Origin of the sequence: Pseudomonas putida, assembly GCF_002741075.1 — a bacterium.
GTDB lineage: Bacteria > Pseudomonadota > Gammaproteobacteria > Pseudomonadales > Pseudomonadaceae > Aquipseudomonas > Aquipseudomonas putida_T.
Genome location: NZ_CP016634.1, coordinates 2,115,902 through 2,138,821, shown reverse-complemented (window position 1 = coordinate 2,138,821; position 22,920 = coordinate 2,115,902). Strand labels below are relative to the sequence as shown.

18 protein-coding genes are annotated in these 22,920 nt (G+C 61.6%); 12 read left to right on the top strand and 6 right to left on the bottom strand.

Going from position 1 to position 22,920, the window contains the following annotated elements:
- Positions 1-29: 29 nt before the first annotated feature.
- Positions 30-1,250: a dGTP triphosphohydrolase gene (dgt, locus tag IEC33019_RS09845; protein ID WP_070091244.1), complete on the top strand. Its 1,221-nt coding sequence runs from the start codon at positions 30-32 to the stop codon at positions 1,248-1,250.
- 13 nt (positions 1,251-1,263) lie between these two features.
- Here the strand turns inward: dgt and IEC33019_RS09840 are convergent, their stop codons facing one another.
- On the bottom strand, positions 1,264-1,614 hold the full coding sequence (locus IEC33019_RS09840; protein WP_070091243.1) for a response regulator: 351 nt from the start codon (positions 1,612-1,614) through the stop codon (positions 1,264-1,266).
- Positions 1,615-1,845: 231 nt separating this feature from the next.
- Here IEC33019_RS09840 and IEC33019_RS09835 point away from each other — a divergent pair, with 231 nt between their 5' ends.
- From IEC33019_RS09835 to IEC33019_RS09815, 5 genes are read left to right on the top strand one after another with little or no spacing between them, the layout of a single operon-like run.
- The gene (locus IEC33019_RS09835) at positions 1,846-5,295 is read left to right on the top strand and encodes a response regulator (protein WP_070091242.1); all 3,450 of its coding nucleotides are present in this window, start codon (positions 1,846-1,848) and stop codon (positions 5,293-5,295) included.
- Positions 5,292-6,113 (top strand): CheR family methyltransferase, encoded by an 822-nt coding sequence (locus tag IEC33019_RS09830; protein WP_070091241.1) that lies wholly within the window; start codon positions 5,292-5,294, stop codon positions 6,111-6,113. The genes IEC33019_RS09835 and IEC33019_RS09830 overlap by 4 nt, the downstream gene beginning before the upstream one ends.
- Positions 6,110-6,685 (top strand): chemotaxis protein CheB, encoded by a 576-nt coding sequence (locus IEC33019_RS09825; protein WP_070091240.1) that lies wholly within the window; start codon positions 6,110-6,112, stop codon positions 6,683-6,685. The genes IEC33019_RS09830 and IEC33019_RS09825 overlap by 4 nt, the downstream gene beginning before the upstream one ends.
- On the top strand, positions 6,679-7,905 hold the full coding sequence (locus IEC33019_RS09820; RefSeq protein WP_070091239.1) for a hybrid sensor histidine kinase/response regulator: 1,227 nt from the start codon (positions 6,679-6,681) through the stop codon (positions 7,903-7,905). The genes IEC33019_RS09825 and IEC33019_RS09820 overlap by 7 nt, the downstream gene beginning before the upstream one ends.
- Positions 7,906-7,949: 44 nt before the next feature.
- Positions 7,950-8,327, top strand: a complete 378-nt coding sequence (locus tag IEC33019_RS09815; RefSeq protein WP_070091238.1) for a response regulator — start codon at positions 7,950-7,952, stop codon at positions 8,325-8,327.
- A 297-nt stretch (positions 8,328-8,624) separates the two neighbouring features.
- Here the strand turns inward: IEC33019_RS09815 and xthA are convergent, their stop codons facing one another.
- Positions 8,625-9,437, bottom strand: a complete 813-nt coding sequence (xthA, locus tag IEC33019_RS09810) for an exodeoxyribonuclease III (RefSeq protein ID WP_070091237.1) — start codon at positions 9,435-9,437, stop codon at positions 8,625-8,627.
- 160 nt (positions 9,438-9,597) lie between these two features.
- Between xthA and IEC33019_RS09805 the strand changes: the two genes are divergently transcribed.
- From IEC33019_RS09805 to IEC33019_RS09795, 3 genes are read left to right on the top strand one after another with little or no spacing between them, the layout of a single operon-like run.
- Positions 9,598-10,248 carry a GNAT family N-acetyltransferase gene (locus IEC33019_RS09805; protein WP_070091236.1) on the top strand — a complete coding sequence of 217 codons (651 nt, stop codon included), beginning with the start codon at positions 9,598-9,600 and terminating at the stop codon, positions 10,246-10,248.
- A 52-nt stretch (positions 10,249-10,300) separates the two neighbouring features.
- Entirely contained in the window at positions 10,301-12,043 is a 1,743-nt protein-coding gene (locus IEC33019_RS09800) for an autotransporter assembly complex protein TamA (RefSeq protein ID WP_099593379.1), read from the top strand.
- Positions 12,040-15,714 (top strand): translocation/assembly module TamB domain-containing protein, encoded by a 3,675-nt coding sequence (locus tag IEC33019_RS09795; protein WP_070091228.1) that lies wholly within the window; start codon positions 12,040-12,042, stop codon positions 15,712-15,714. Before IEC33019_RS09800 ends, IEC33019_RS09795 begins: the two co-directional genes overlap by 4 nt.
- Before the next feature lie 89 nt (positions 15,715-15,803).
- Here IEC33019_RS09795 and IEC33019_RS09790 read toward each other — a convergent pair whose 3' ends face one another.
- Positions 15,804-16,184: a Mor transcription activator family protein gene (locus IEC33019_RS09790; protein WP_070091227.1), complete on the bottom strand. Its 381-nt coding sequence runs from the start codon at positions 16,182-16,184 to the stop codon at positions 15,804-15,806.
- Positions 16,185-16,593: 409 nt separating this feature from the next.
- On the opposite strand from IEC33019_RS09790, the gene IEC33019_RS09785 reads away from it, so the two are divergent.
- Positions 16,594-16,788 (top strand): hypothetical protein, encoded by a 195-nt coding sequence (locus IEC33019_RS09785; RefSeq protein ID WP_070091226.1) that lies wholly within the window; start codon positions 16,594-16,596, stop codon positions 16,786-16,788.
- A 36-nt stretch (positions 16,789-16,824) separates the two neighbouring features.
- Here the strand turns inward: IEC33019_RS09785 and IEC33019_RS09780 are convergent, their stop codons facing one another.
- Positions 16,825-17,199 carry a fe2+ zn2+ uptake regulation protein gene (locus IEC33019_RS09780; protein WP_070091225.1) on the bottom strand — a complete coding sequence of 125 codons (375 nt, stop codon included), beginning with the start codon at positions 17,197-17,199 and terminating at the stop codon, positions 16,825-16,827.
- 219 nt (positions 17,200-17,418) lie between these two features.
- Between IEC33019_RS09780 and pvdQ the strand changes: the two genes are divergently transcribed.
- Entirely contained in the window at positions 17,419-19,713 is a 2,295-nt protein-coding gene (gene pvdQ / locus IEC33019_RS09775; RefSeq protein WP_070091224.1) for a bifunctional acylase PvdQ, read from the top strand.
- Between the two features lie 43 nt (positions 19,714-19,756).
- On the opposite strand, the gene IEC33019_RS09770 is transcribed toward pvdQ, so the two are convergent.
- Positions 19,757-20,479: a UDP-2,3-diacylglucosamine diphosphatase gene (locus IEC33019_RS09770; protein ID WP_070091223.1), complete on the bottom strand. Its 723-nt coding sequence runs from the start codon at positions 20,477-20,479 to the stop codon at positions 19,757-19,759.
- Positions 20,476-20,976: a peptidylprolyl isomerase gene (locus IEC33019_RS09765; protein WP_099593377.1), complete on the bottom strand. Its 501-nt coding sequence runs from the start codon at positions 20,974-20,976 to the stop codon at positions 20,476-20,478. Before IEC33019_RS09765 ends, IEC33019_RS09770 begins: the two co-directional genes overlap by 4 nt.
- A gap of 236 nt (positions 20,977-21,212) precedes the next feature.
- Here IEC33019_RS09765 and IEC33019_RS09760 point away from each other — a divergent pair, with 236 nt between their 5' ends.
- Positions 21,213-22,916, top strand: a complete 1,704-nt coding sequence (locus IEC33019_RS09760) for a glutamine--tRNA ligase/YqeY domain fusion protein (RefSeq protein ID WP_070091221.1) — start codon at positions 21,213-21,215, stop codon at positions 22,914-22,916.
- Positions 22,917-22,920 lie beyond the last annotated feature (4 nt).

The window sequence follows — 22,920 nt, the reverse complement described above, 5'->3', positions numbered from 1 at the left end:
GCGAGCTCAACCGAAAAAGGAATGAAGCTATGTACGACAACGATGTAAAGGCCTACGCCAAGGAACAGGAACTCGAAGCCGCGAAGTTGCAGTATCGAGTCTTCGCCCACGACGATGGACGCTCCAATGGACGCCAGGAACTGATGCGCGACTATGCCAGGGTCCTGTATTCCTCATCCTTCCGTCGGCTGCAAGGCAAGATGCAGCTGCTGGGTATCGACGCCGGACGTTTCAACCGCAATCGCCTCACCCACAGTCTGGAGGTCGCACAGATCGCGCGCTCGATTGCCATCGACCTGGAGCTCAACGACACCGTTGTCGCCGAGACCGCCGCACTGGCCCATGACATCGGCAACCCGCCTTTCGGGCATCACGGCGAGAAAGTGCTCAACGAGCTGTGCAGCGAGTGTGGCGGGTATGAAGGCAATGCCCAGGCCTTTCGTATTCTGCGCACCCTGGAGCGCAAACATCATTTGTACGATGGGCTCAATCTCAATGTGCGTACGTTGATGGCGGTGACCAAGTACTTCCATCGTCGCGAGGACAATTCGGCGAAGTTTCTCTACGACGAGGACCATCTGTTCCTGACCGAGGAACTGGCGCAGCGGGACGTCAACATCACCAAGAGCATTGATGCCCAGATCATGGACCTTGCCGATGAAATCGCCTATGCCGCCCACGACCTTGAAGACGCCTTGAGCTTTGGGCTGATCAGCCTGGGAGAGATCCTGCATGAGTTCAAGATCAGCGATACCTTCGCCGAGGCGTATCCGATGATGAACGAACTGGCGCAGGCGGTGCAGAGCGATGCCATGCGCTCGCATCGTCTGGGGTCGTCGGAAGAGTACGCGATGGTGTTGAAGAAGGAGCTGACCTCCAAGATCGTCAACACGCTGTGCTCGGACATTGGCCTGGTCGACGGCACACTCGGTTACCAACACTATGCCAAGTTGGCCGAGGGCCTCAAGAAGCTCCTGTTCAAGGCCATCCTGCGCAAAAAAGACGTCCAGCTGTATGAAAAACGAGGCGAGCAGGTGATCAAGGGGCTGTTCGAGGTGTACAGCGATGCGCGCTATAACGAGAAAAACAGGCTACTGCCGCCGGAGCTGCGCTCACTCAAGGCAGACCGGCGCAGGCTGGTCACAGACTACATCGCCGGCATGATGGACCTGTACGCTATCCAGGAGTACGAGCGCTACTTCGGTAAGGGCAGCCTGGATCGCTACTATTTCGGCGACCCTCGTTCGTAGGGCGACGCTACGCTCAAGACGTCCCCAGTATTCCCTTCACCTTGTCCCGCAGTTGATCGATACCAAAGGGCTTGCCAATCATGTGCATGCCCGGCGGTACGTCGAAGCTCTCGGCAAATCCACTGGCAAACAGCACAGGTAGCGTCGGTCGCAGCTCGCGGGCCTTGGCTGCCAGTTCCTCGCCGCGCATGTCCGGAAGGCCAACATCGGTCATCAGCAGTGCCAGCGGTTGATTGGCATCCTCAAGGATCCCCAAGGCAGCAGCGGCGTTCTCGGCTTCGATGGTGGTGTAGCCCAGTTCGACGAGCACTTCGACCATCAGCATCCGAACGATGTCGTCGTCTTCGACTACCAGAAGTTGCATGGGGGCGTCCTGTTCAGAAGAGTGGTCCTTACTTGGGTGGTGCGCAGGTGGCAGAAGTTCCCCAGCATAACGGCCCCTGTCGATTGATGGAACGATTGGCGTCAGTGGCCTTCAAATTCTGGCTAACTGCCCTGCCAGAGCCGATAAAGCTGGTTAGACTCGCTATAGCGTTCCTCATGCGCAGTGGCCGCCATCCTTTTCAATGGACTTTTTTTGCTCGGGCGTTTTCAGATGATTCAAGCAGCCTCGATGGATCAACAGAGCTTTCGCAAACTGTTGAGCCGCAACGTAGGGCTCCCCCTGGGGGTCGGCCTGCTGGGCGCCGTGGCCTTCGTTGCGGTGATCAACTATTTGCTCTCGGCCATGCAATGGGTCGAGCACACCGATCGGGTGATCGGCAATGCCAATGAGACCGTCAAACTGTCGATCGACATGGAAACGGGTATGCGTGGGTTCCTGATCACCGGGGACGAGCGCTTCCTCGACCCCTACGAAGTGGCCAAGCCGCGCATTTTCACGAGCCTCCAGGCCCTGCGGGCGATGGTGCTGGACAACCCGCAGCAAACCGAGCGCATCGACCGGCTGGTGGCCCTGCAGCACGCCTGGAACGACTTCAGCACCCAGATGATCAACGCCCGGCGCAATCAGGGTGATTACCAGGCGTCCATCGGCAATGGCCGCGGCAAGCGCCTGACCGATGAGATCCGCAAGGAGTTCGACGATTTAATCGTCAGCGAGCAGCAACTGCGCATGGCGCGCAACGAGAAGGTCAAGAGCGTCACGGTCTGGGCGATCACAGGCTTTGTGTTGTTCATCGTCACGCTCAGCGCGTTGCTGGCCTACCTTGGACGTCGCGACCTGCTGCTGCTGTCGAACAGCTACGTGGACAACCTGCAGGCCCAGCGCCGCGCCACCGAACGCCTGGAGCACCAGGCCTGGCTGCGCAGTGGCCAGACCCAACTGGCCGGGCAGGTGCTGGGCCAGCTGACCCTGCCGATGCTCGGCGACAATATCCTGCGCTTTTTCGCAAGCTATCTGGGCAGCGTGGTCGGCGCCTTCCATGTGCGAGACGAACAAGGACAACTGGTGCGGATGGCCTGCTATGGCCTGGACGCCGATCAGGCCCCAGGGCCGTCGTCGGCCCGTCAGGGTGGGCTGTTGGACCAGGCGGTCCGCCAGTTGGCACCGTTGCGCCTGGACAACCTGCCCGAGGACTATCTGCGCCTGAGCTCGAGCCTGGGCAGTGGCCTGCCACGCAGTGCTTTGTTGATGCCGACCCACGACGATGGCCAGGTCAATGGTGTGCTGGAACTGGGGTTCCTGCGGCCTTTGCAGGAGCGCGATGTGGAGCTGCTGCAGCAGGTGGCGGGCAGCCTGGGCATCAGCATCGAAAGTGCACGTTACCGCCACCGCCTGCAGCAGGTGCTGGCAGAAACCCAACAGCTCAACGAAGAGCTGCAAGTACAGCAGGAAGAACTCAAGACCGCCAACGAGGAGCTCGAGGAGCAGTCGCGGGTGCTCAAGGAGTCCCAGGCGCACCTGGAGACCCAGCAGGCGGAGCTTGAGCAGACCAACGAGCAGTTGGCCGAGCGCACCGATGCGCTGGGCCGCAAGAATGCCGAGCTCAACCAGGCACAGATGGAACTGCAGGCCCGCGCCGAAGATCTGCAGCGCACCAATCGCTACAAGTCCGAGTTTCTCGCCAACATGTCCCACGAGCTGCGCACGCCGCTCAATAGCTCGCTGATCCTGGCCAAGTTGCTGGCCGAGAACGCCGAGGGCAATTTGACCGGCGAGCAGGTCAAGTTCGCCGAATCCATCTATTCGGCGGGCAACGACTTGCTCAACCTGATCAACGATATTCTCGACATCGCCAAGGTCGAGGCCGGCAAGCTCGAAGTGCGGCCGCAGGTCACCCAGATCCAGAGTCTGGCCGATGGCTTGCGTGGTCTGTTCCAGCCACTGGCCCAGGACAAAGGCCTGGCGTTCGACGTGCAACTCGAACCCCGGGTACCGGCAACGCTGCTCACCGACCGCCAGCGCCTGGAGCAGATCCTGAAGAACCTGCTGTCCAACGCCATCAAGTTCACCGAGCACGGAAAGGTCAGTCTGACCATCGACCAACAGGACGACCGCGGCGTCGTCTTCACCGTACGTGACACGGGCATCGGCATCGCGACCGATGAGCACCAGGCGATCTTCGATGCCTTCCACCAGGTCGATGGCACCAGCAATCGTCGCTACGGTGGCACTGGCCTTGGATTGTCGATTTCCCGCGATCTGGCACGGCTGCTGGGCGGGCAGATCACGGTCCAGAGTACGCCAGGGCAGGGCAGTGCATTCAGCCTGGTCCTGCCGGAGCAGCTTGAGGTCGGCCAGACCCCAGCCCCTGCGCCGCAGGTCAGCGCACCGACTCCCCAGCCAGCGGTGGCTGCCTCGCCGCTACCTGCCAAGGCACCGGCTTTCGCCGACGACCGCGAGCAGGCTCCGTTCGCCAATCGCTGCATCCTGGTGGTGGAGGACGAGCCGAGTTTCGCCCGTATTCTCTACGACCTTGCCCATGAACTAGGGTACAGCTGCCTGGTGGCCCAAGGGGCCGACGAGGGCTACGCGCTCGCTGCCCAGTACACGCCGGACGCCATTCTGCTGGACATGCGTCTGCCCGACCATTCGGGGCTGACGGTGCTGCAACGGCTCAAGGAGCAGGCCAGCACCCGGCACATCCCGGTGCATGTCATCTCGGTGGAGGACCGCATCGAAGCGGCCATGCACATGGGCGCGGTGGGGTATGCGGTCAAACCAGCCAGCCGCGAAGAGCTCAAGGCGGTGTTCGGTCGCCTGGAAGCCAAGCTCACCCAGAAGCTCAAGCACATCCTGCTCGTAGAGGACGATGATCTGCAGCGCGAAAGCATCGCCCGCCTGATCGGCGACGAGGATATCGAGATCACCGCGGTGGCCCTGGCCCAGGATGCCCTGGCGCTGCTGCGCGAGAATATCTACGACTGCATGATCATCGACCTCAAGCTGCCGGACATGCTGGGCAATGAGTTGCTCAAGCGCATGACGTCCGAGACGATCCGTGCCTTCCCGCCGGTGATTGTCTATACCGGACGCAACCTCACCCGTGAGGAGGAAGCCGACCTGCTCAAGTATTCGCGCTCGATCATCATCAAGGGCGCACGCTCGCCTGAGCGGCTGCTCGATGAGGTCACGTTGTTCCTGCACAAGGTCGAGTCGCAGCTCTCCCATGAGCGCCAACGCATGCTCAAGACCGCACGCAGTCGTGACAAGGTATTCGAGGGGCGCAAGATCCTGCTGGTGGACGATGACGTGCGCAATATCTTCGCCTTGACCAGCGCCCTGGAACACAAAGGCGCCATCGTCGAGATCGGTCGCAATGGGCGTGAGGCGATCGAGCGACTGGAGCAACATCCAGACATCGACCTTGTGCTGATGGATGTCATGATGCCCGAGATGGACGGCTATGAGGCTACCCGTTTGATTCGCCAGCAACCGCGCTGGCGCAAGCTGCCGATCATTGCCGTGACCGCCAAGGCCATGAAGGATGACCAGCAACGCTGCCTGCAGGCCGGTGCCAACGACTACCTGGCCAAGCCGATCGAGCTTGACCGCTTGTTTTCCCTGATCCGCGTATGGCTGCCACAACTGGAGCGAATTTGAGCAACGAACGCAACACCGATATCGAGATCCGGCTGTTGATCGAGGCGATCTACCTCAAGTACAGCTACGATTTCCGCGATTATTCCGGGGCCTCGATCAAGCGCCGAATCCTGCATGCCGTGCGCCAGTTCGATTGCCGCACGGTGTCGGCCCTGCAGGAGCGGGTTCTGCACGACCCTGCGATGTTCATGCAGTTGCTGCAGTTCCTGACGATTCCGGTCAGCGAGATGTTCCGGGATCCTGAGCACTTCCTGGCCCTGCGCAGGGAGGTGGTGCCGTTGCTGCGCACCTGGCCGTCGCTCAAGGTGTGGATCGCCGGTTGCAGCACAGGCGAAGAGGTCTACTCGATGGCGATCCTGTTGCGCGAAGAAGGGTTGCTGGAGCGCACCATTCTCTATGCCACCGACATCAACCCACATTCGCTGGAAAAGGCCAAGCAGGGCATCTATCCCCTGCGGGATATGCAGGTCTACGCCGAGAACTACCGCAAGGCCGGAGGACGTCGGGACTTGTCCGAGTACTACACCGCTGCCTACGGTAACGCGATCATCGACAGCAGCCTGCGCGAGAACGTGACCTTCGCCGACCATAGTCTGGCCACCGACAGCGTGTTTTCCGAAACCCAGCTGGTGTCCTGTCGCAATGTCCTGATCTATTTCAACAAGGCCTTGCAGGACCGAGCCCTTGGCCTGTTCCATGAGTCTTTGTGCCATCGCGGGTTCCTGTTGCTGGGCAGCAAGGAATCCTTGGATTTTTCCGCCTATAGCGAGCGGTTTGAGCCACTCGTGCGGCCTGAACGGATCTATCGCAAGTCATGAATGGCGTGGAGGCGGTGGTCGTCGGTGCTTCGGCGGGCGGTGTCGCGGCGCTGCTCCAAGTGCTGGGCGGGTTGCCTGAAGGCTTCGCCATCCCGGTGCTGTGCGTGTTGCACCTGCCCGACGAGCGCCACAGCCAGCTGGCCAGCGTGCTGCAACGACGGATTCATCGACCGGTACGCGAGGCCCGTGACAAGGAAAGCATCGCTCCCGGGCTGATCTACGTCGCCGGGCCCGGTTACCATTTGTCGGTGGAGCGCGATCTGAGCCTGTCGTTGAGTCAGGAAGAGCCGGTGCACTTCTCCCGCCCGGCGATCGATTATTTGTTCCAGTCGGCGGCTGATGCCTATGGTGCCGGCCTTCTGGGCGTGCTACTCACCGGCGCCAACGAAGATGGTGCCCAAGGCCTGCTCCAGATCAAGAACAGCGGAGGCCGGACTGTGGTCCAGGACCCCCGCGACGCACAGGTCGCGCTGATGCCGGAGGCCGCGGTGGCCTTGCAACAGCCCGACCATATACTTTCCCTGAGCGGTATCGGGCATCTGCTCGCTACCCTGGAACCGCGCGCATGTTGAGCGATATCACCGCCAAACTGTTGATCGTTGACGATCTGACAGAAAACCTACTGGCCCTTGAGGCCCTTATCCAGGGTGAGGACCGTGAAGTGCACCGGGCCCAGTCCGCCGAGCAGGCGCTGTCCTTGTTGCTCGAACATGAGTTCGCGCTGGCCATCCTCGATGTGCAGATGCCTGGTATGAATGGGTTCGAGCTGGCGGAGCTGATGCGAGGCACGGAAAAGACCAAGAACATCCCGATCGTCTTCGTCAGTGCGGCGGGTCGCGAGATGAACTACGCCTTCAAGGGCTATGAAAGCGGCGCTGTTGACTTCATGCACAAACCCCTGGATACCCTGGCGGTCAAGAGCAAGGTCTCGGTCTTTGTCGACCTGTTCCGCCAGCGCAAGGCATTGGGACGTCAGCTGGATGCCCTGGAGCGCAGTCGTCAGGAGCAGGCGCAGTTGCTGGCTGAGCTTGAAGTGGCGCGAGCCGAGCTGGAGCGTGCGGTACGCATGCGCGACGACTTCATGTCGATCGTCTCCCATGAGGTGCGCACACCGCTCAACGGCCTGATCCTGGAAACGCAGCTACGCAAGATGCACCTGGCCAAGGGCAATACGGCGGCGTTCAGCGAAGAACGGTTGCGGGCGATGGTCGAGCGTGACGAACGGCAGATCAACAGCTTGATCCGTTTGATCGAGGATATGCTCGATGTTTCGCGCATTCGTACTGGCAAGCTGTCGATCCGCCCCAAAGCGTTCGACCTCGCTCAATTGGTACAGGGCTTGGTGGAGAACTTCGCGGCACAGGCCACGGCGCTGGAAACCCATATTGAATTGGAGCGTTGTGAAGCGGTACCGGGAGAGTGGGACGAGTTCAGGATTGAGCAAGTGGTGGCCAATCTGTTGTCCAATGCGTTGCGTTATGGTGAGCGACGTCCGGTGCGGGTGCGGGTGTTCGAGCAGGACGCCATGGCCTGCGTGCAGGTGCAGGATCAAGGGATCGGCATCAGCGCGGCCAACCAGCAGCGTATCTTCCAGCAGTTCGAACGCGTTGCGGCGCAGCAGTCCAGCGCAGGCCTGGGGCTAGGGCTGTATATCTCCGAGCAGATCGCCCAGGCCCACGGCGGCCGCATCCATGTCGACAGCGAAGAGGGCCACGGCGCGACGTTCAGCCTTTATTTGCCGTTGGCGACACAGCGACAACAAAGCGACCAGACGCAGGCAACCTCAGCCTGAGGTTGGGGTCTGATAGCCAAGTTATTGAATACCAAGGCAAAGTCATGAGTGAAGATGCACAAGATGTCGTATTGATCGTCGAGGATGAACCGGCGATTCGCATGATCCTGCGTGATTACCTGGCTGGGGAGGGGTATCACGTGCTCGTGGCCGAAGACGGTGAGCAGGCCTTCGCCATTTTGGCGAGCAAGCCGCATCTGGATTTGATGGTGACGGATTTTCGATTGCCGGGCGGGGTTTCGGGCGTAGAGATCGCCGAGCCGGCGGTCAAATTGCGGCCGGACCTGAAGGTGATTTTCATCAGTGGGTATCCGGCGGAGATTCGCGAATGCCAGAGCCCTATTGCGCGGCGTGCGCCGATATTGGCCAAGCCGTTTGATCTGGATAGTTTGCGGGAGCAGATTCAGATTCTTTTGCGGTGATTGGTGATTGGTGGTTTTTTAGGTTGTGGGCTTATCCGTTTGATTTATCGACGGTTAGTCACCTTTCCGCCTTTACGGCGGGTCACTTTGGTCTTGGCCAAAGTAACCAAAGCCGCAGCGCCCCCGCACACGGCCCCTGCGCTACGCTCCGGGCCGTATGTGGGAGCCAGCGGTTTTTGCTGGGCCTGTCCCATGACAACGGACGCCAAGAAGCGATACTTACATCGCTATCCTGGAGGTTGCCATGTACCCACGTACTCGCCGTAACTACACCGATGAGTTCAAAGCCCAAGCCCCTCACCCCAGCTCCAACCAAATAGGCGCATGATCCGAAGGCTTCTCCATCCCTCGCAATTCATAGTCGACCCCCGCCGCCTTGAGCCGCGACACCAACCCCTGCGACGCCATGATCAAGTCGATGCGCAGCCCACGCTTAGGCTCATCCTCGAACCCCCGGCTGCGATAGTCGAACCAACTGAACCGGTCATCCACCTCAGGATGCAAGTGTCGGAAGCTGTCGACCAACCCCCAGTCCTTCAACCGTTCCATCCATTCGCGCTCCTCTGGCAGGAAACTGCACTTGCCCGTGCGCAGCCAGCGCTTGGCGTTGTCCGGGCCGATACCGATATCGCAGTCCTGGGGCGAAATGTTCATGTCGCCCATCACCAGCAAGGGTTGTTCGCGGCTGAACTGGCCTTCGAGCAACGCCTGCAGATCCCCGTAGAAACGTTGCTTGGCCGGAAACTTGGTCGGGTGGTCACGGCTTTCTCCCTGCGGGAAATAACCGTTCATGACAGTGATCGGGGTGCCCTGGGCATCGGCAAAGGTGCCCCAAATGAAACGGCGCTGGGCATCCTCTTCATCACCGGCGAAGCCTTTGAACAACGACAGAGGTTCACGACGCGAGAGCAGGGCGACGCCATAGTGGCCTTTTTGACCGTGATAGTGCACGTGATAACCCAGGGCCTGCACATCGGCCAACGGAAACTGATCGTCGCTGACTTTGGTTTCCTGCAGGCCGATGACGTCCGGCTGGTGCTTGTCGATCAGTGCCGCCAGTTGATGGGGGCGTGCGCGCAAGCCATTGATGTTGAACGAGACGATCTTCATTGAAAGATAATCCTGATAAAAGCAGGGATGCTAGCTGACATCGGCCACCATCACCAGCATGGCACCCTATGGTCCAGGCTGCTAACGTGCCAAGGCAGCTGAAACGATACACTCAAGGTGTTTCCAGGCCGCCATGTCCCTTCCAGGAGGATCGCCCGCAATGCCCGACGTCACTGCCACCTCGGCCCGTGTCTGTCTGCTCGATGATGGATACCACCGCGAGGTGCGCTCGTTGCTGTATCACGCCTATCGTCACGACCCAACGCTGGCCTATGTCTTCGAGGCCCAGCGCCCAGGGTATGAACGACGCCTTCGAATGATGCTGCGTGAATGGGTGCGGCAGCACTTCTACCTTCAACTGCCCGCCATCGGCGTGTTGGTGAACGACACGCTGGTCGGTCTCGCGCTGATCGTGCCCTCGCTGCGGCGCCTGGGCGTGACCGACAGCTGGGCCTGGCGTCTGCGCATGATCCTCGGCACGGGTATACGCTGCACCCGCCGCTACCTGGATTACCAAGCAGCCCTGTCCAGTGCCTTGCCACCAGGCGGGGTGCATGTGCTGTCGCTGGTGGGCGTGCATCCGCGGTATCAGCGGCAACGTTATGGAGAACAATTGTTACAAGCTGTACATGATTGGTGCGACGAAGACCCGACAAGCCAAGGCGTGGTGCTCAATACTGGAAATGCCCATTTTCTGGCGTTCTACCAGCGTGTGGGCTATCAGGAAGTGGGAGAGATCGCGGTAGGACCGATCCGTGAGCGCGTTTTCATGCGCCCCAATCCGGCGTTCAGGGAGAGTGCGATTGGGTAAGACGTTCGACAAGCGACACCCTGAACGGGTCGCCTCTGGTAGCATGCGCCGCATGACGTATTCAGGAAGACTAACCTGGGGCCTGATTCTTTGGGTCGCCAGTACCGCAGCATGGGCCCAGAGCGAATTGAAGGTGCAGGTCAAACCGGCCAACAAAGCGCTCAAGAGCAACATCGAAAACTACATCGGCAGCCTCGGGAATCGCGACGAGGAAGCCTTGTTACGATTCAGTCGTGGCGCCCAGGAACAGGCGCGCAAGGCCGCCCAGGCCTTGGGCTACTACCAGGCGCAGATCGACACCGAGGTCAAGCCGCCAAGCGATAAGGATCATCCCCCGCAGCTGATCATCAGCATCGAGCCCGGCGAGCCTGTGCACTTGCGTAACGTCACCGTGCGCATCGAAGGACCGGCCAGCGAACTCAAGGCATTCCGCATTCCCGACAGCAAGGCCTTGCGCTCAGGCGAGCCACTCAACCACGGCATTTATGAAGATGCCAAACGTCTTATCCAGAACCAGGCCTCGCGTTATGGTTTCTTCAGCGGTCACTTCACACGCCAGCGCCTGTCGGTCGATCCCCAGGCGGGAGTGGCCGATATCGAACTCATCTATCAAAGTGGTCCACGTTACCGCATGGGCGCTGTCACGTTCGGCGGCGACACGCCCCTGGACAACGACCTGCTGCAGCGAATGGTCTCCTTCAAACCCGGCGCACCCTATGACTCCGAGCTGATCGCCGAGCTCAACAACGACCTCCAGTCGAGTGGCTATTTCGAAGGCGTGCGCGTCGACGCGGCGCCCACAGCGGCGGTCAATGAAGAAATACCGGTGGATGTCCACCTGCAAACCCGCAAACCTCGCACCATGGGGCTGGGCCTTGGATTCTCGACCGACGTGGGACCGCGCGGCAAGGCTAACTGGACCCGCCATTGGGTCAATGCCCAAGGGCACAGCTATGGCTGGGAGACCGAGTTGTCCGCGCCGCGTCAAAACGTCGGCCTGTGGTACGACGTGCCACTCGACCCGCCGCTGACCGACAAGCTGCGCTTTGCCGGCGGTTACCAGAACGAGGAGATCGCCGGTACCGATACCCTGAGCAAACTGTTGACTGTGGGCCCGGAGTGGCACAGCAAGCTGCCCAGCGGCTGGCAGCGGGTGGTCTCGCTCAAGTACCAGCGTGAAGAGTACCGCCTGGGCGATGATTCGGGCCTGAGCAACCTGTTGATGCCCGGGGTCAGTTTCTCTTACCTGCGCAGCGACAACCGCATCGATCCGCACAATGGCTACCGGCTGCAGTTCGACCTGCAAGGGGCCAAAGAAGGACTGGTGTCCGATACCAATCTGTTGCACGGCAACGTGCTCCTCAAGGGCCTGACCACTCTCGGTCAACGCCACCGCCTGCTTGGCCGTGTGCAGTTCGGCGGCAGCGCCACCAATGGCTACCAGCACAACATTCCGCCTTCGCTGCGCTTTTTCGCAGGTGGCGACCAGAGTGTGCGTGGCTACGACTACCAAAGCCTGTCGCCGAAAAACAGCGACGGTGACCGTATCGGTGGCCGCTACCTGGTGGCAGGCAGCGCCGAGTACCAGTACTCGGTCGCCGAAAAGTGGCGCTTGGCGACGTTCATCGACCAAGGCAATTCATTCAATACGCTGGAACTGCCCAGCCTCAAGACAGGCGTCGGTATCGGCGTGCGCTGGGTTTCGCCGGTGGGGCCGCTGCGCTTGGACCTGGCCCGGGCGCTGGATGAGGACGGAGGTTTCCGCTTGCACTTCTCTATGGGGCCTGAGCTGTGACACGTGTGTTCAAACCCATTCTTCTGACTGTACTGGCGTTACTGCTGCTGACCGCTTTGGCCGTTGGCCTGCTGTTGGGCACCGAGGGGGGCAGTCGCTGGGCGCTGGGGCGGGTGCCGGGTCTTGAAATCACCGATTTCAAGGGGCGTCTGGGCGCCGGCTGGCAGGCCAGCCGGCTGGTCTGGGTCGACGGCGACAACCGGGTGGAGGTGCAGGGGCCACGGCTGACATGGTCACCCACCTGTTTGCTGCGCGCCACGCTGTGCGTGGACCACCTGCAGGCCGAGCGCATCGACATGGCCTTTGCGCCAGCAGAGACCCCAGCCGACAATGGGCCATTGCAACTGCCTGCCCTGCGCCTGCCGATCGCCATCGAGCTGGGTGAGGTCAAGGTCGGCCAGTTGCGCCTTGACGGCAACGATTTGCTGGGCGACCTGCAATTGGCCGCGCACTGGAATGTCGGCGGTCTGCGCATCGATACCTTGCAACTGAAACGGGACGACTTGCAACTGAACCTGCAGGGTGAGCTGCAGCCTGAAGGGGACTGGCCGTTGCGGTTGGCCGGGACCGTGCAGTTGCCCGCCGTGGACGACAAGCCCTGGCAACTGGCGCTGACGGCAAAGGGCGAATTGCAGAAAACCCTCGCGCTGGACGCCACCAGCAGTGGCTACCTCGACGCCCATCTGACCGGTGAATTGCAGGCGCTGGCCGAACATCTGCCGGCTACGCTGAGCATTCGCGCCGATGGCTTCAAACCTTCGGCATCGTTGCCCGACACCCTTCAACTCAACCAGGTGCGCCTTGATGCCACGGGCGATCTGCTCAAGGGGTATCGATTGGCGGGTTCCGCCAGCCTGCCTGCCGAGCAGGGGCCTATTGGCCTGGTGCTGGGCGGGTTGGTGGATGCCAAGGGCGCGCGCTTGGATGCACTGGACGTCAATGCCAGCGAGACCCAACGGGTCAAGTTGCAGGCGCGTGCCGATTGGCAAAAAGAGCTTGAGGCCGACGCCAGCATCGATTGGCTGGACTTTCCTTGGTTGCGCCTTTACCCCCTTGAGGAGGCACCTCAGGTCACCCTCAAACGCTTCAACGCCCAGGTGCAGTACCGCGACGGTAATTACAAGGGCGATTTCAAGGGCGATCTCGATGGCCCCGCCGGTGCATTCAACGTGGCCAGCCCGTTCGAGGGTGACCTGAGCCAGGTGCGCTTGCCTCAGCTGGCTCTGACGGCTGGCCAGGGCAAGGCTGCCGGTAGCGTTGCCGTTCGTTTCGCTGACACGCTGGCCTGGGATGTCGATCTGCAACTGTCGGCGCTGGACCCTGCATTCTGGCTGGCCGAGATGCCTGGCACCCTGGCTGGCCCGCTGCGCAGCAAAGGCGAGCTGAAGAACGAGCGCTTGCAAGTGCAGGCACAGCTGGACCTCAAGGGGCGCTTGCGTGGTCAGCCCGCCGTGCTCAAGGTGGAGGCCGAGGGCGCAGGCGAGCGCTGGACACTGGGTACCCTCGCGGTGCAACTGGGTGACAACCGCATCAATGGCAGCGGTAGCCTGCAACAACGTCTGGCCGGTCGCATCGACCTCAATCTGCCACGTTTAGGCCAGCTCTGGCCGCACCTTCAAGGCCGAGTGAATGGCCGCTTGGATGTCGCCGGTACGCTGCAGGCGCCGCAAGGGACTTTGACCCTGCAAGGCCAGCAACTTGGCCAAGCGCAGAATCGGGTCCAGCGTCTGGACCTGGACGCCAAACTGGACAGCGCCCAACGCGCCTTGATTACCCTCAAGGCTGGCAATATCCGCCTGGACGAAACAGCCTTGGGTAATCTCGATATCAGCGGCAAAGGGGATATCCGCCAGCAGGCAGTCACCCTCGCGCTCGAAGGCCCGCAGCTCAAGCTGAATCTGGCATTGGACGGTCAGTTGGCCAAGGGTGACTGGCGTGGCCGTCTGGCAGAGGGCCGTATTCAGGCCGGTGGCCAGGATTGGCGCTTGCAAGCCCCGGCGAAGTTGCAGCGTCTGGTCAGTGGACAGCTTGATCTGGGCGCCCATTGCTGGCGCGCCGGGCAGGCGAGCCTGTGTGGCGAGGACCAGCGGCTGATGCCGGAGCCGCGGCTGCGCTATCACCTCAAGCAGTTCCCGCTGGACAGCCTGGCGCAGTGGTTGCCCAAGGACTTCGCATGGCAGGGCCTGCTCAATGCCGACATCAACCTGGACATGCCCAACGCGGGGCCCAAGGGCAACATCCGAGTCGATGCCAGCGGCGGCACGCTGCGAGTTCGCGACCAGGATCGCTGGATCGATTTCCCGTACCAGGTACTGCGACTGGACAGCACCCTCGCGCCGCGTCGGGTCGACACCCGCCTGGATTTTCGCGGCGAGCGTCTGGGTGAGCTGAGCCTGACCACTCGAATCGATCCGCTGGGCAAGAACAAGCCGTTGTCAGGCGACTTCCGTCTGGTAGGCCTGGACCTGTCCGTTGCGCGTCCCTTCGTGCCGATGGTCGAGCGCCTCACTGGCCAGCTCAATGGTAGCGGTCGTTTGTCGGGCACCCTGTTGAACCCGCAGGTCAATGGCAACCTGGCGCTCAGTGGTGGCGAGGTCAGTGGCGCGGAGCTGCCGGTCAGCCTCAAGAATCTCTCACTGCAGGCGTTGATCGCCGGTGAGCAGGTGCAATTGAACGGCAATTGGCAAAGCGGCGAGGCCGGGCGCGGCCAGCTGGACGGCAATCTGACCTGGGGTCAGGCCCTGGCCATGGACCTGCGTCTGAAGGGCCAGCAGTTACCCGTGAGTGTCGAGCCCTACGCTGCCCTTGAAGTCGCGCCGGACCTGACCATTCGGCTGGTCGATGACAAGCTGGCGGTCGCGGGCAAGGTGAAGGTGCCCAAGGGCAAGATCACCGTGCGCGAGTTGCCACCATCGACCGTCAAGGTGTCGGATGACACGGTGATTGTCGGGCACCAGACCGAAGAGGGTGCGCCGCCCATGGCGATCGCCATGGACGTCGACGTGGAAGTGGGGCAGGACAAGCTGTCGTTCAAAGGCTTCGGCCTGACCGCCAACTTGCTCGGGCATGTGCACATCGGCAACAACATGGATACCCGCGGCGAGCTCAGCCTGGCTGACGGCCGTTATCGCAAATACGGCCAGAACCTGATCATCCGCCGGGCACGCCTGCTGTTCGCGGGACCAATCGACCAGCCGTACCTGGATATCGAAGCGATCCGGCGGGTCGACGATGTCATCGCCGGCATTCGCCTCAGCGGCAACGCCGAACAGCCGACCACCAAGGTGTTCTCCGAACCGGCCATGAGTCAGGAACAGGCGTTGTCCTACCTGGTACTGGGTCGCCCGCTCACGGCTACGGGCGAGGATAACAACATGCTGGCCCAGGCAGCCCTGGGGTTGGGTCTGCTGGGTGGCGAGGAGTTGACGGGCGGGCTGGCCTCGAGCCTGGGCATTGAAGACTTCCAACTGGGTTCGGAGGGTTCGGGCAACTCCACCAGCGTGGTGGCCAGCGGTAACATCACCGAGCGCCTGAGCCTGCGCTACGGCGTTGGGGTGTTCGAGCCGGCCAATACCATCGCGTTGCGCTACAAGTTGAGTAGAAAAGTCTTCCTGGAGGCGGCCAGCGGTCTGGCCAGTTCCTTGGACATCTTCTACAAGCGCGACTTCTGAACGCTTCACAGCCTTCAGCAAACATTTCGAGTGCCTCATCCCATCAAGGGGTGGGGCGCTTTGCTGTGGGGAAAGTGCTCAAGCAAGCCTTAGTGTGCGTGGTCTTCCTGTCGGCGGATATTGCCGATCTGACGCAAGCTCAAGCCGTACTTGTCCGCCAACAGGCTGCGCGACAGACCGTCGGCGCTCTCCTGCTTGATCTGCAGGTTTCGCAGTTGGCGTTGGAAGTGATCCGGCTTCGGGATTTCCAGGGCGACACCGGCAAAGCGCTTGATCAAGCTTTGCAGGGCTTCTGGGGGCAACAAATCGGCAAGCTTGGTCCGTTCAAGGTGCTTGGGGATGTATTTGGGGCGCCCGCCGTAGGCGCAGGTCAGCCGGTAGGCGTTCTCTATGCCGATGCATTCGATCAGCGATTGCAGGGAGTGGGGCAGTTGGGCGATATCGATACGATTGAGGTCTAGCAGTTCCATTGATGATTCCTCGGAGAAATAAGCAAGCGCAGGGCATGGGGTTCATGATGAATAGGCGGGCGTGCTTTGCCGCTCTGGGCGAAGTCATCGTCGGCCTGAGCTTGATTCTCCGGCAGCCGCGAGTGGGGTCGCTAGGCGCCAAGCGGATCGGTGGATGTAGCCTTCTGGCGCGAGAATGTGCAGGCAGTGAGGGTCTGGTACGTAGGACGTGGCGTCAACAAAGCCCTAAAAGCCTTGGTAACTCGTTTTTAATTTGCGTTGCGCATTGAAGGGTGGCCCTACCTTCAAGCCCTACAAGGCGGATGTCCTGGAGCGGTCACAAGCAAAAGCGCCGCCTATGATGGGGACGTTGTATCATGGCCTCGGCTCGTCGCGAGCCTTATGTCCCTGATGTCGCAAGGAACCTTCGATGACACACGTGCAACGCCTGAAATATTCGATCCTGATCATCCTGGTGGTGCTGGGCATCATGCTGGGTCTGTCCTATCTGCAAAAGCAGGGGACCATTACCGAGCAGACCTTCCAGTACATCGCCATCGCCATTGCGGTGATCGTGGTGGTGATCAATGCAATTCTGCGTCGCAAGGTCGGGCCCAAGCCTTGACCCAGGCGGGCCGGCTGCGTAGGGCCGGCCGTGGCTTCAACGGGGCGCGGTTTGCTCCAGCACGGCCCGGGCTTCGGGATTGAGGCTATAGCACTTGTCGTTGCCCAGGCTGATCACACCTTCGGCGCACAGCCGCTTGAGTACCTCGCGCACGCTGAGAAAGGACAGCGGGATGTCCAACTGCGCCAACTGCGCATGGATGCCGCGCACCCCGATGCTGCGCCCGTCGCGGTCGGCGCAGTGCAGTGCATCGATGACTTTGAGGCGGATCAGGCTCGTACGCAGGCCAAAGGTTCGCAGCAATTCGCGGATCTGCTCATTGCCGGCACGCACCTGTGGGCCGGCGATTGCCCTGGCCCCGGCCGCATCCAGACCGGTGATGCGCTGTAACGCGGGTTGTGGGTTGTACATGTGAATGCTCCTTTTCGTGGACTGTCCCGAAATCATGGGTGCCTCACTTACTAGGACGAATGAGCCGGGCAAAACTGCAGCCTTGGGCGATAAAAAATCGCTGCTTTGTGTTCTAGACGTCGCACTGGGTTGCCTTGCGTAAAATTTCCATCGGGCTGTTCGTCTGACCGGGATGACCCTTCCAATCCAGGAGTGCCCGTGTCCACACGTTCGCGTCACATGACCCACCTTGGCCTGGCAGCCGTGCTGCTCACTTCAGGCCCTGCCGCGCAAGCCCTCGAAGCGACTGGCGAGGCGTCGGCGCAGATCCGCCGGACCAGCTTTGGCGTGCCGCATATCCTGGCCAAGGACGAACGAGGCCTGGGCTATGGCATCGGCTATGCGTATGCCCAGGACAACCTTTGCCTGTTGGCCGACCAAGTGCTGACCGTCAATGGGGAGCGCGCCCGCTACTTTGGTGTTCAGGGCAAGACGATCGAGCAGCGCGACAACCTCGACAACGATATGTTCTTCGCCTGGCTCAATGACGACTCAGCGATCAAGGCCTTCCTCCAGGCCCAGCCCGTGTCGATGCGCCAACGCTTGGAGGGGTATGCAGAGGGCTACAACCGAGTTTTGACCGAGCGCAAGGTCCAAGGCTTGCCAGCCGAGTGTGGCCGCGGCGACTGGGTGCGGCCGATCTCCAGCCTGGATTTGGCCAAGCTCACCCGCCGGTTGTTGGCGGAGGGGGGCATCGGTCAGTTCGTCGAAGCGCTGGTGGCGGCCACGCCGCCGCAAGCGGCCACGCGGCCGGAGGGGCGGGACTTCAGCGCGGCCTTGGCGCGCCAGGCGCAGTTCGCCTCGGCCCGAGGCAGCAACGCGGTTGCGGTCGGCTCCGAGCGTTCGGCCACCGGCGGCGGTCTCTTGCTGGCCAATCCACACTTCCCGTGGGTGGGTGGCATGCGCTTCTATCAGATGCAACTGACCATTCCCGGGCAGTTGGATGTCATGGGCGCCGCGTTGCCGGGCTTGCCACTGATCAACATCGGCTTTAACCGTCACGTGGCCTGGACGCACACGGTCGATACATCCAAGCATTTCACCCTATACCGCCTGCAGCTCGACCCGAAGGACCCCACGCGCTACCTGCTCGATGGCAAGTCCGTGCCGCTGACCCGCCAGACCCTGAGCGTGACGGTCAAGGATGAAGATGGCCAGTTGCGACAGGTACAGCGGCAGGTCTATGCCTCGACGTTCGGTCCCGTGGTGCAGTGGCCCGGTCGGTTGGATTGGAACTCGCAATATGCCTACAGCTTGCGCGATGCGAACCTGGACAATACCCGAGTGTTGCAGCAGTGGGAGGCGATCAACCGTGCCGACGGCCTGGACCGCCTGGAGCAGGCGGTGGGGCAGATTCAGGGTATTCCGTGGGTCAACACGTTGGCTGTCGATGCAGCGGGCCGTGCCGCGTATCTGAACCAGTCAGTGGTGCCCTACGTGGATCAGGCGCTGTTGGCGCTCTGTGGCGATCCGGCGGCGATCGAGCCGTTGGTGGTATTGGACGGTTCGCGCAGCGCGTGCCAATGGAAGGTCGATGCGCAGGCGGCCCAGCCGGGTATCTTCCCTGCTCGGCTGCTGCCAAGCCTGGAGCGGCGCGACTTCGTGCAGAACTCCAACGACCCGGCCTGGCTGGCCAACCCTGCGCAGCCATTGACCGGCTACTCACCGTTGGTCAGCCGCGAAGGCCAGCCCCTGGGCCTACGCAGCCGCTTTGCCCTGCAACGCCTGCAAGGGCCTGGCAAGTTAGAGGTGGCGGATCTACAACACATGGTGCTGGATAATGAGGTGTACGCAGCAAACCTTGTGCTTCCAGACCTGCTGGCCTGGTGCAGAACTGCCCCGGTCGATGTGCTGGCCGTGTGTGCGAGCCTTGCCGCCTGGAATGGCAAGGCAGATCTCGACAGCGGCATAGGCCTTGTGCACTTTGCCAATATCGCCCAGGCGTTGGCTGAACATCCTGAAAACTGGCGCGTGTCATTCGACGCCGCCGACCCTCAGCACACACCGCGGGGGCTGGCGGTGGAGCAAGCGGCGGTCAGCAAGCGTGTGCACGAAGCGGCGCGGGCTTCATTGCAGCAGGTGAGTGAGGCTGGCATCAACGCCAAAGACACCTGGGGGCAGATCCAGCAGGCTGCCGATGGCACGCCAGTGTCGGGTGGGCCTCAGGAGCTTGGCGTGTACAACGCGATGTACAGCGTGCCAGTGGGGGCGGGCAAGCAGCAGGTCGTCAGTGGTACCAGTTACCTGCAGTTGGTCCGTTTCACCCGGCAGGGGCCGCAAGCGTTCGGGTTGCTCGCGTTTTCTCAGTCAAGCGAGGCCGCATCGCCTTATGGCAGTGACCAGACGCGTGCCTTTTCGGCCAAGCAATTGGCGTCGATACCGTTCACCGAGGCGCAGATCAAGGCTGATCCGCAGTATCGACAGTACGTAATCAGGGAGGGGGACAAGGCGGTGGTGGCGGGCACAGGCCACTGAGCCAAGACGGGGCGCTTTGCGCCCCAATCGCGGCAACCCCGAATCAGGGGAAGTCGAACGGGGCTAGTTGGAAGCCCTGTTCGTCGACTTGCAACGTCCAGCCACGGCGGTCCCAGTCACCCAGCACGATGCGTCGGGCCGGTGCCCCGTCGACCACCAACTTGTGAAGCGCTGGTCGGTGAGTATGGCCGTGCACCAGGGTGCGAACGCCATGGGCCGCCATCACCTTGGGGACTTCCTCGGGCGTGACGTCGACGATCTCGGTGGACTTCATGCGGGTTTGCGACTGGCTTTCGCTGCGCAGCTTGCGCGCCAGTTTCTGCCGGGTGGACAGCGGCAGATGACGTAGGACCCACAGGCTCAGCGGGTTGCGCAGGTAGCGACGTAGTTTCATGTAGGCCAGGTCGCGGGTGCACAGGGTGTCGCCGTGCATCAGCAACACCGGCTCGCCACCGAGTTGCACCACGCTGGGGTCGGCCAGCAGTGTGCAGCCCGCCGCTTCGCAGAAAGCCTCACCGATCAGGAAGTCGCGGTTGCCGTGCATCAGGTAGATCGCCGTCCCGCTGTCGCTCAGCCGGCGCAGGGCCTGGCAGATCGACTGCTGGAAAGGCGTCATGGCATCGTCGCCGATCCAGGCTTCAAAGAAGTCACCAAGAATGTACAGCGCCTTGGCATGCCGGGCACGGCCATCGAGCAGATCAAGAAACGCCCGGGTTATGTCCGGGCGTTCTTCTTGCAGATGCAGATCGGAGATCAGCAGGATCACTCAATGATCTCGGCTTTCTCGATGATCACGTCGTCTTTAGGCACATCCTGGTGGCCAGCCTTGGAACCGGTGGAGACGCCTTTGATCACGTCGACCACATCACGGCCTTCGATCACTTCGCCGAACACGGCATAGCCCCAGCCCTGGACGTTCTTGCCGCTGTGGTTGAGGAAGTCGTTGTCGGCCACGTTGATGAAGAACTGCGCGGAGGCGGAGTGCGGCTCCATGGTGCGGGCCATGGCGATGCTGTATTTGGCGTTCTTCAGGCCGTTGTCGGCTTCGTTCTGAATTGGCGAGCGGGTTGGCTTTTGCTTCATGCCCGCTTCGAAACCGCCACCCTGGATCATGAAGTTGTTGATCACACGGTGGAACACGGTGCCGTTGTAGTAGCCGTCTTTGACGTACTGGACGAAGTTTTCGACGGTTTTCGGTGCCTTTTCGCCGTCCAGTTGCAGGACGATGTCGCCGTGGTTGGTGCTCAGTTTGACTTTGGACATGCTGAATTCGCTCTTTGAAAGGCATTCGGGAAATAGGCTGCGCAGGGCGCGTACTGTCACCTGACGCAGGATCGGGCGACCGCGACACAAGACGCGCGTCGGCCATTTTGCATGGCTTGCGACAAATCGCGCCAGTTTGTCGGTGCCCGGCTGTCAGCAGCTTGACTGCTTCGGCTATGATAGGCCCTTTGATTCAATCGGCCTACCCAGGCCGAACACCAGCATTCAAGGATCCTATGAGCAAGCCCACTGCCGACAACGCGCCCAACGCCGCTGCCAAAGGCGCCCCCGCCGTCCCTGCGAACTTCCTGCGGCCGATCGTCCAGGCCGACCTGGACTCGGGCAAGCACAGCAGCATCGTCACCCGTTTCCCGCCGGAGCCCAATGGTTACCTGCACATTGGCCACGCCAAGTCGATCTGTGTGAACTTTGGTCTGGCCCAGGAGTTCGGGGGTGTCTGCCACCTGCGTTTCGACGACACCAACCCGGCCAAGGAAGACCAGGAGTACATCGACTCCATCCAGCGTGATGTCAAATGGCTGGGCTTCGAGTGGGCAGGTCCGGTGCGCTATGCCTCGGACTACTTCGACCAATTGCACGACTGGGCCGTGGAACTGATCAAGTCGGGCAATGCCTATGTCTGCGACCTCACCCCCGAGCAGGCCAAGGAATACCGCGGCAGCCTGACCGAGCCAGGCCGCAACAGCCCGTTCCGTGACCGCAGCGTCGAGGAGAACCTCGACCTGTTCGCGCGCATGAAGGCCGGCGAATTCAAGGATGGCGAGCGCGTGCTGCGCGCCAAGATCGACATGGCGTCGCCGAACATGAACCTGCGCGATCCCATCCTGTACCGCATCCGCCATGCCCACCACCACCAGACCGGCGACAAGTGGTGCATCTACCCCAACTACGACTTCACTCACGGTCAGTCGGATGCGATCGAGGGCATCACCCACTCGATCTGCACCCTGGAGTTCGAAAGCCATCGTCCGTTGTACGACTGGTTCCTGGACAAGCTGCCGGTACCGGCGCACCCGCGCCAGTACGAGTTCAGCCGCCTGAACCTGAACTACACCATCACCTCCAAGCGCAAGCTCAAGCAACTGGTGGACGAAAAGCACGTCGACGCCTGGGACGACCCACGCATGTCGACCCTGTCGGGCTTCCGCCGTCGCGGCTACACCCCGGCCTCGATCCGCAACTTCTGCGAGATGATCGGCACCAACCGCTCCGACGGCGTGGTCGACATGTCCATGCTCGAGTTCAGCATCCGTGACGACCTGGACCGTACCGCGCCACGCGCCATGTGCGTGCTGCGTCCGCTTAAGGTGGTCATCACCAACTACCCGGAAGGCAAGGTCGAGCAGCTCGAGCTGCCGCGCCACCCGAAGGAAGACATGGGCGTGCGTGTGCTGCCATTCTCCCGCGAGCTGTATATCGATCGCGACGACTTCATGGAAGAGCCGCCGAAGGGCTACAAGCGTCTGGAACCCGCCGGTGAAGTACGCCTGCGCGGCAGCTACGTGATCCGCGCCGACGAGGCCATCAAGGACGCCGACGGCAACATCGTCGAGCTGCGCTGCTCGTACGATCCGGACACCCTGGGCAAGAACCCCGAGGGCCGCAAGGTCAAGGGCGTGATCCACTGGGTACCGGCCGAGGGCAGCGTCGAGTGCGAAGTGCGTCTCTATGACCGTCTGTTCCGCTCGGCGAACCCAGAGAAGACCGAGGAGGGCGGCAGCTTCCTGGACAACATCAACCCGGACTCGCTGCAGGTGCTGACCGGCTGCCGCGCCGAGCCGTCGTTGGCCCAGGCCGCGCCTGAGGACCGTTTCCAGTTTGAGCGCGAAGGCTACTTCTGCGCCGACCTCAAGGACAGCCAGCCGGGCCGTCCGGTGTTCAACCGCACCGTCACCCTGCGTGACTCCTGGGGCAGCTAAGGAA

Coding starts and splice junctions, on each gene's coding strand:
- dgt (WP_070091244.1), top strand. CDS start 30: ATGTACGACAACGATGTAAAGGCCTACGCCAAGGAACAGGAACTCGAA.
- IEC33019_RS09840 (WP_070091243.1), bottom strand. CDS start 1,614: ATGCAACTTCTGGTAGTCGAAGACGACGACATCGTTCGGATGCTGATG.
- IEC33019_RS09835 (WP_070091242.1), top strand. CDS start 1,846: ATGATTCAAGCAGCCTCGATGGATCAACAGAGCTTTCGCAAACTGTTG.
- IEC33019_RS09825 (WP_070091240.1), top strand. CDS start 6,110: ATGAATGGCGTGGAGGCGGTGGTCGTCGGTGCTTCGGCGGGCGGTGTC.
- IEC33019_RS09820 (WP_070091239.1), top strand. CDS start 6,679: ATGTTGAGCGATATCACCGCCAAACTGTTGATCGTTGACGATCTGACA.
- IEC33019_RS09815 (WP_070091238.1), top strand. CDS start 7,950: ATGAGTGAAGATGCACAAGATGTCGTATTGATCGTCGAGGATGAACCG.
- xthA (WP_070091237.1), bottom strand. CDS start 9,437: ATGAAGATCGTCTCGTTCAACATCAATGGCTTGCGCGCACGCCCCCAT.
- IEC33019_RS09805 (WP_070091236.1), top strand. CDS start 9,598: ATGCCCGACGTCACTGCCACCTCGGCCCGTGTCTGTCTGCTCGATGAT.
- IEC33019_RS09800 (WP_099593379.1), top strand. CDS start 10,301: ATGACGTATTCAGGAAGACTAACCTGGGGCCTGATTCTTTGGGTCGCC.
- IEC33019_RS09790 (WP_070091227.1), bottom strand. CDS start 16,184: ATGGAACTGCTAGACCTCAATCGTATCGATATCGCCCAACTGCCCCAC.
- IEC33019_RS09785 (WP_070091226.1), top strand. CDS start 16,594: ATGACACACGTGCAACGCCTGAAATATTCGATCCTGATCATCCTGGTG.
- IEC33019_RS09780 (WP_070091225.1), bottom strand. CDS start 17,199: ATGTACAACCCACAACCCGCGTTACAGCGCATCACCGGTCTGGATGCG.
- pvdQ (WP_070091224.1), top strand. CDS start 17,419: ATGACCCACCTTGGCCTGGCAGCCGTGCTGCTCACTTCAGGCCCTGCC.
- IEC33019_RS09765 (WP_099593377.1), bottom strand. CDS start 20,976: ATGTCCAAAGTCAAACTGAGCACCAACCACGGCGACATCGTCCTGCAA.
- IEC33019_RS09760 (WP_070091221.1), top strand. CDS start 21,213: ATGAGCAAGCCCACTGCCGACAACGCGCCCAACGCCGCTGCCAAAGGC.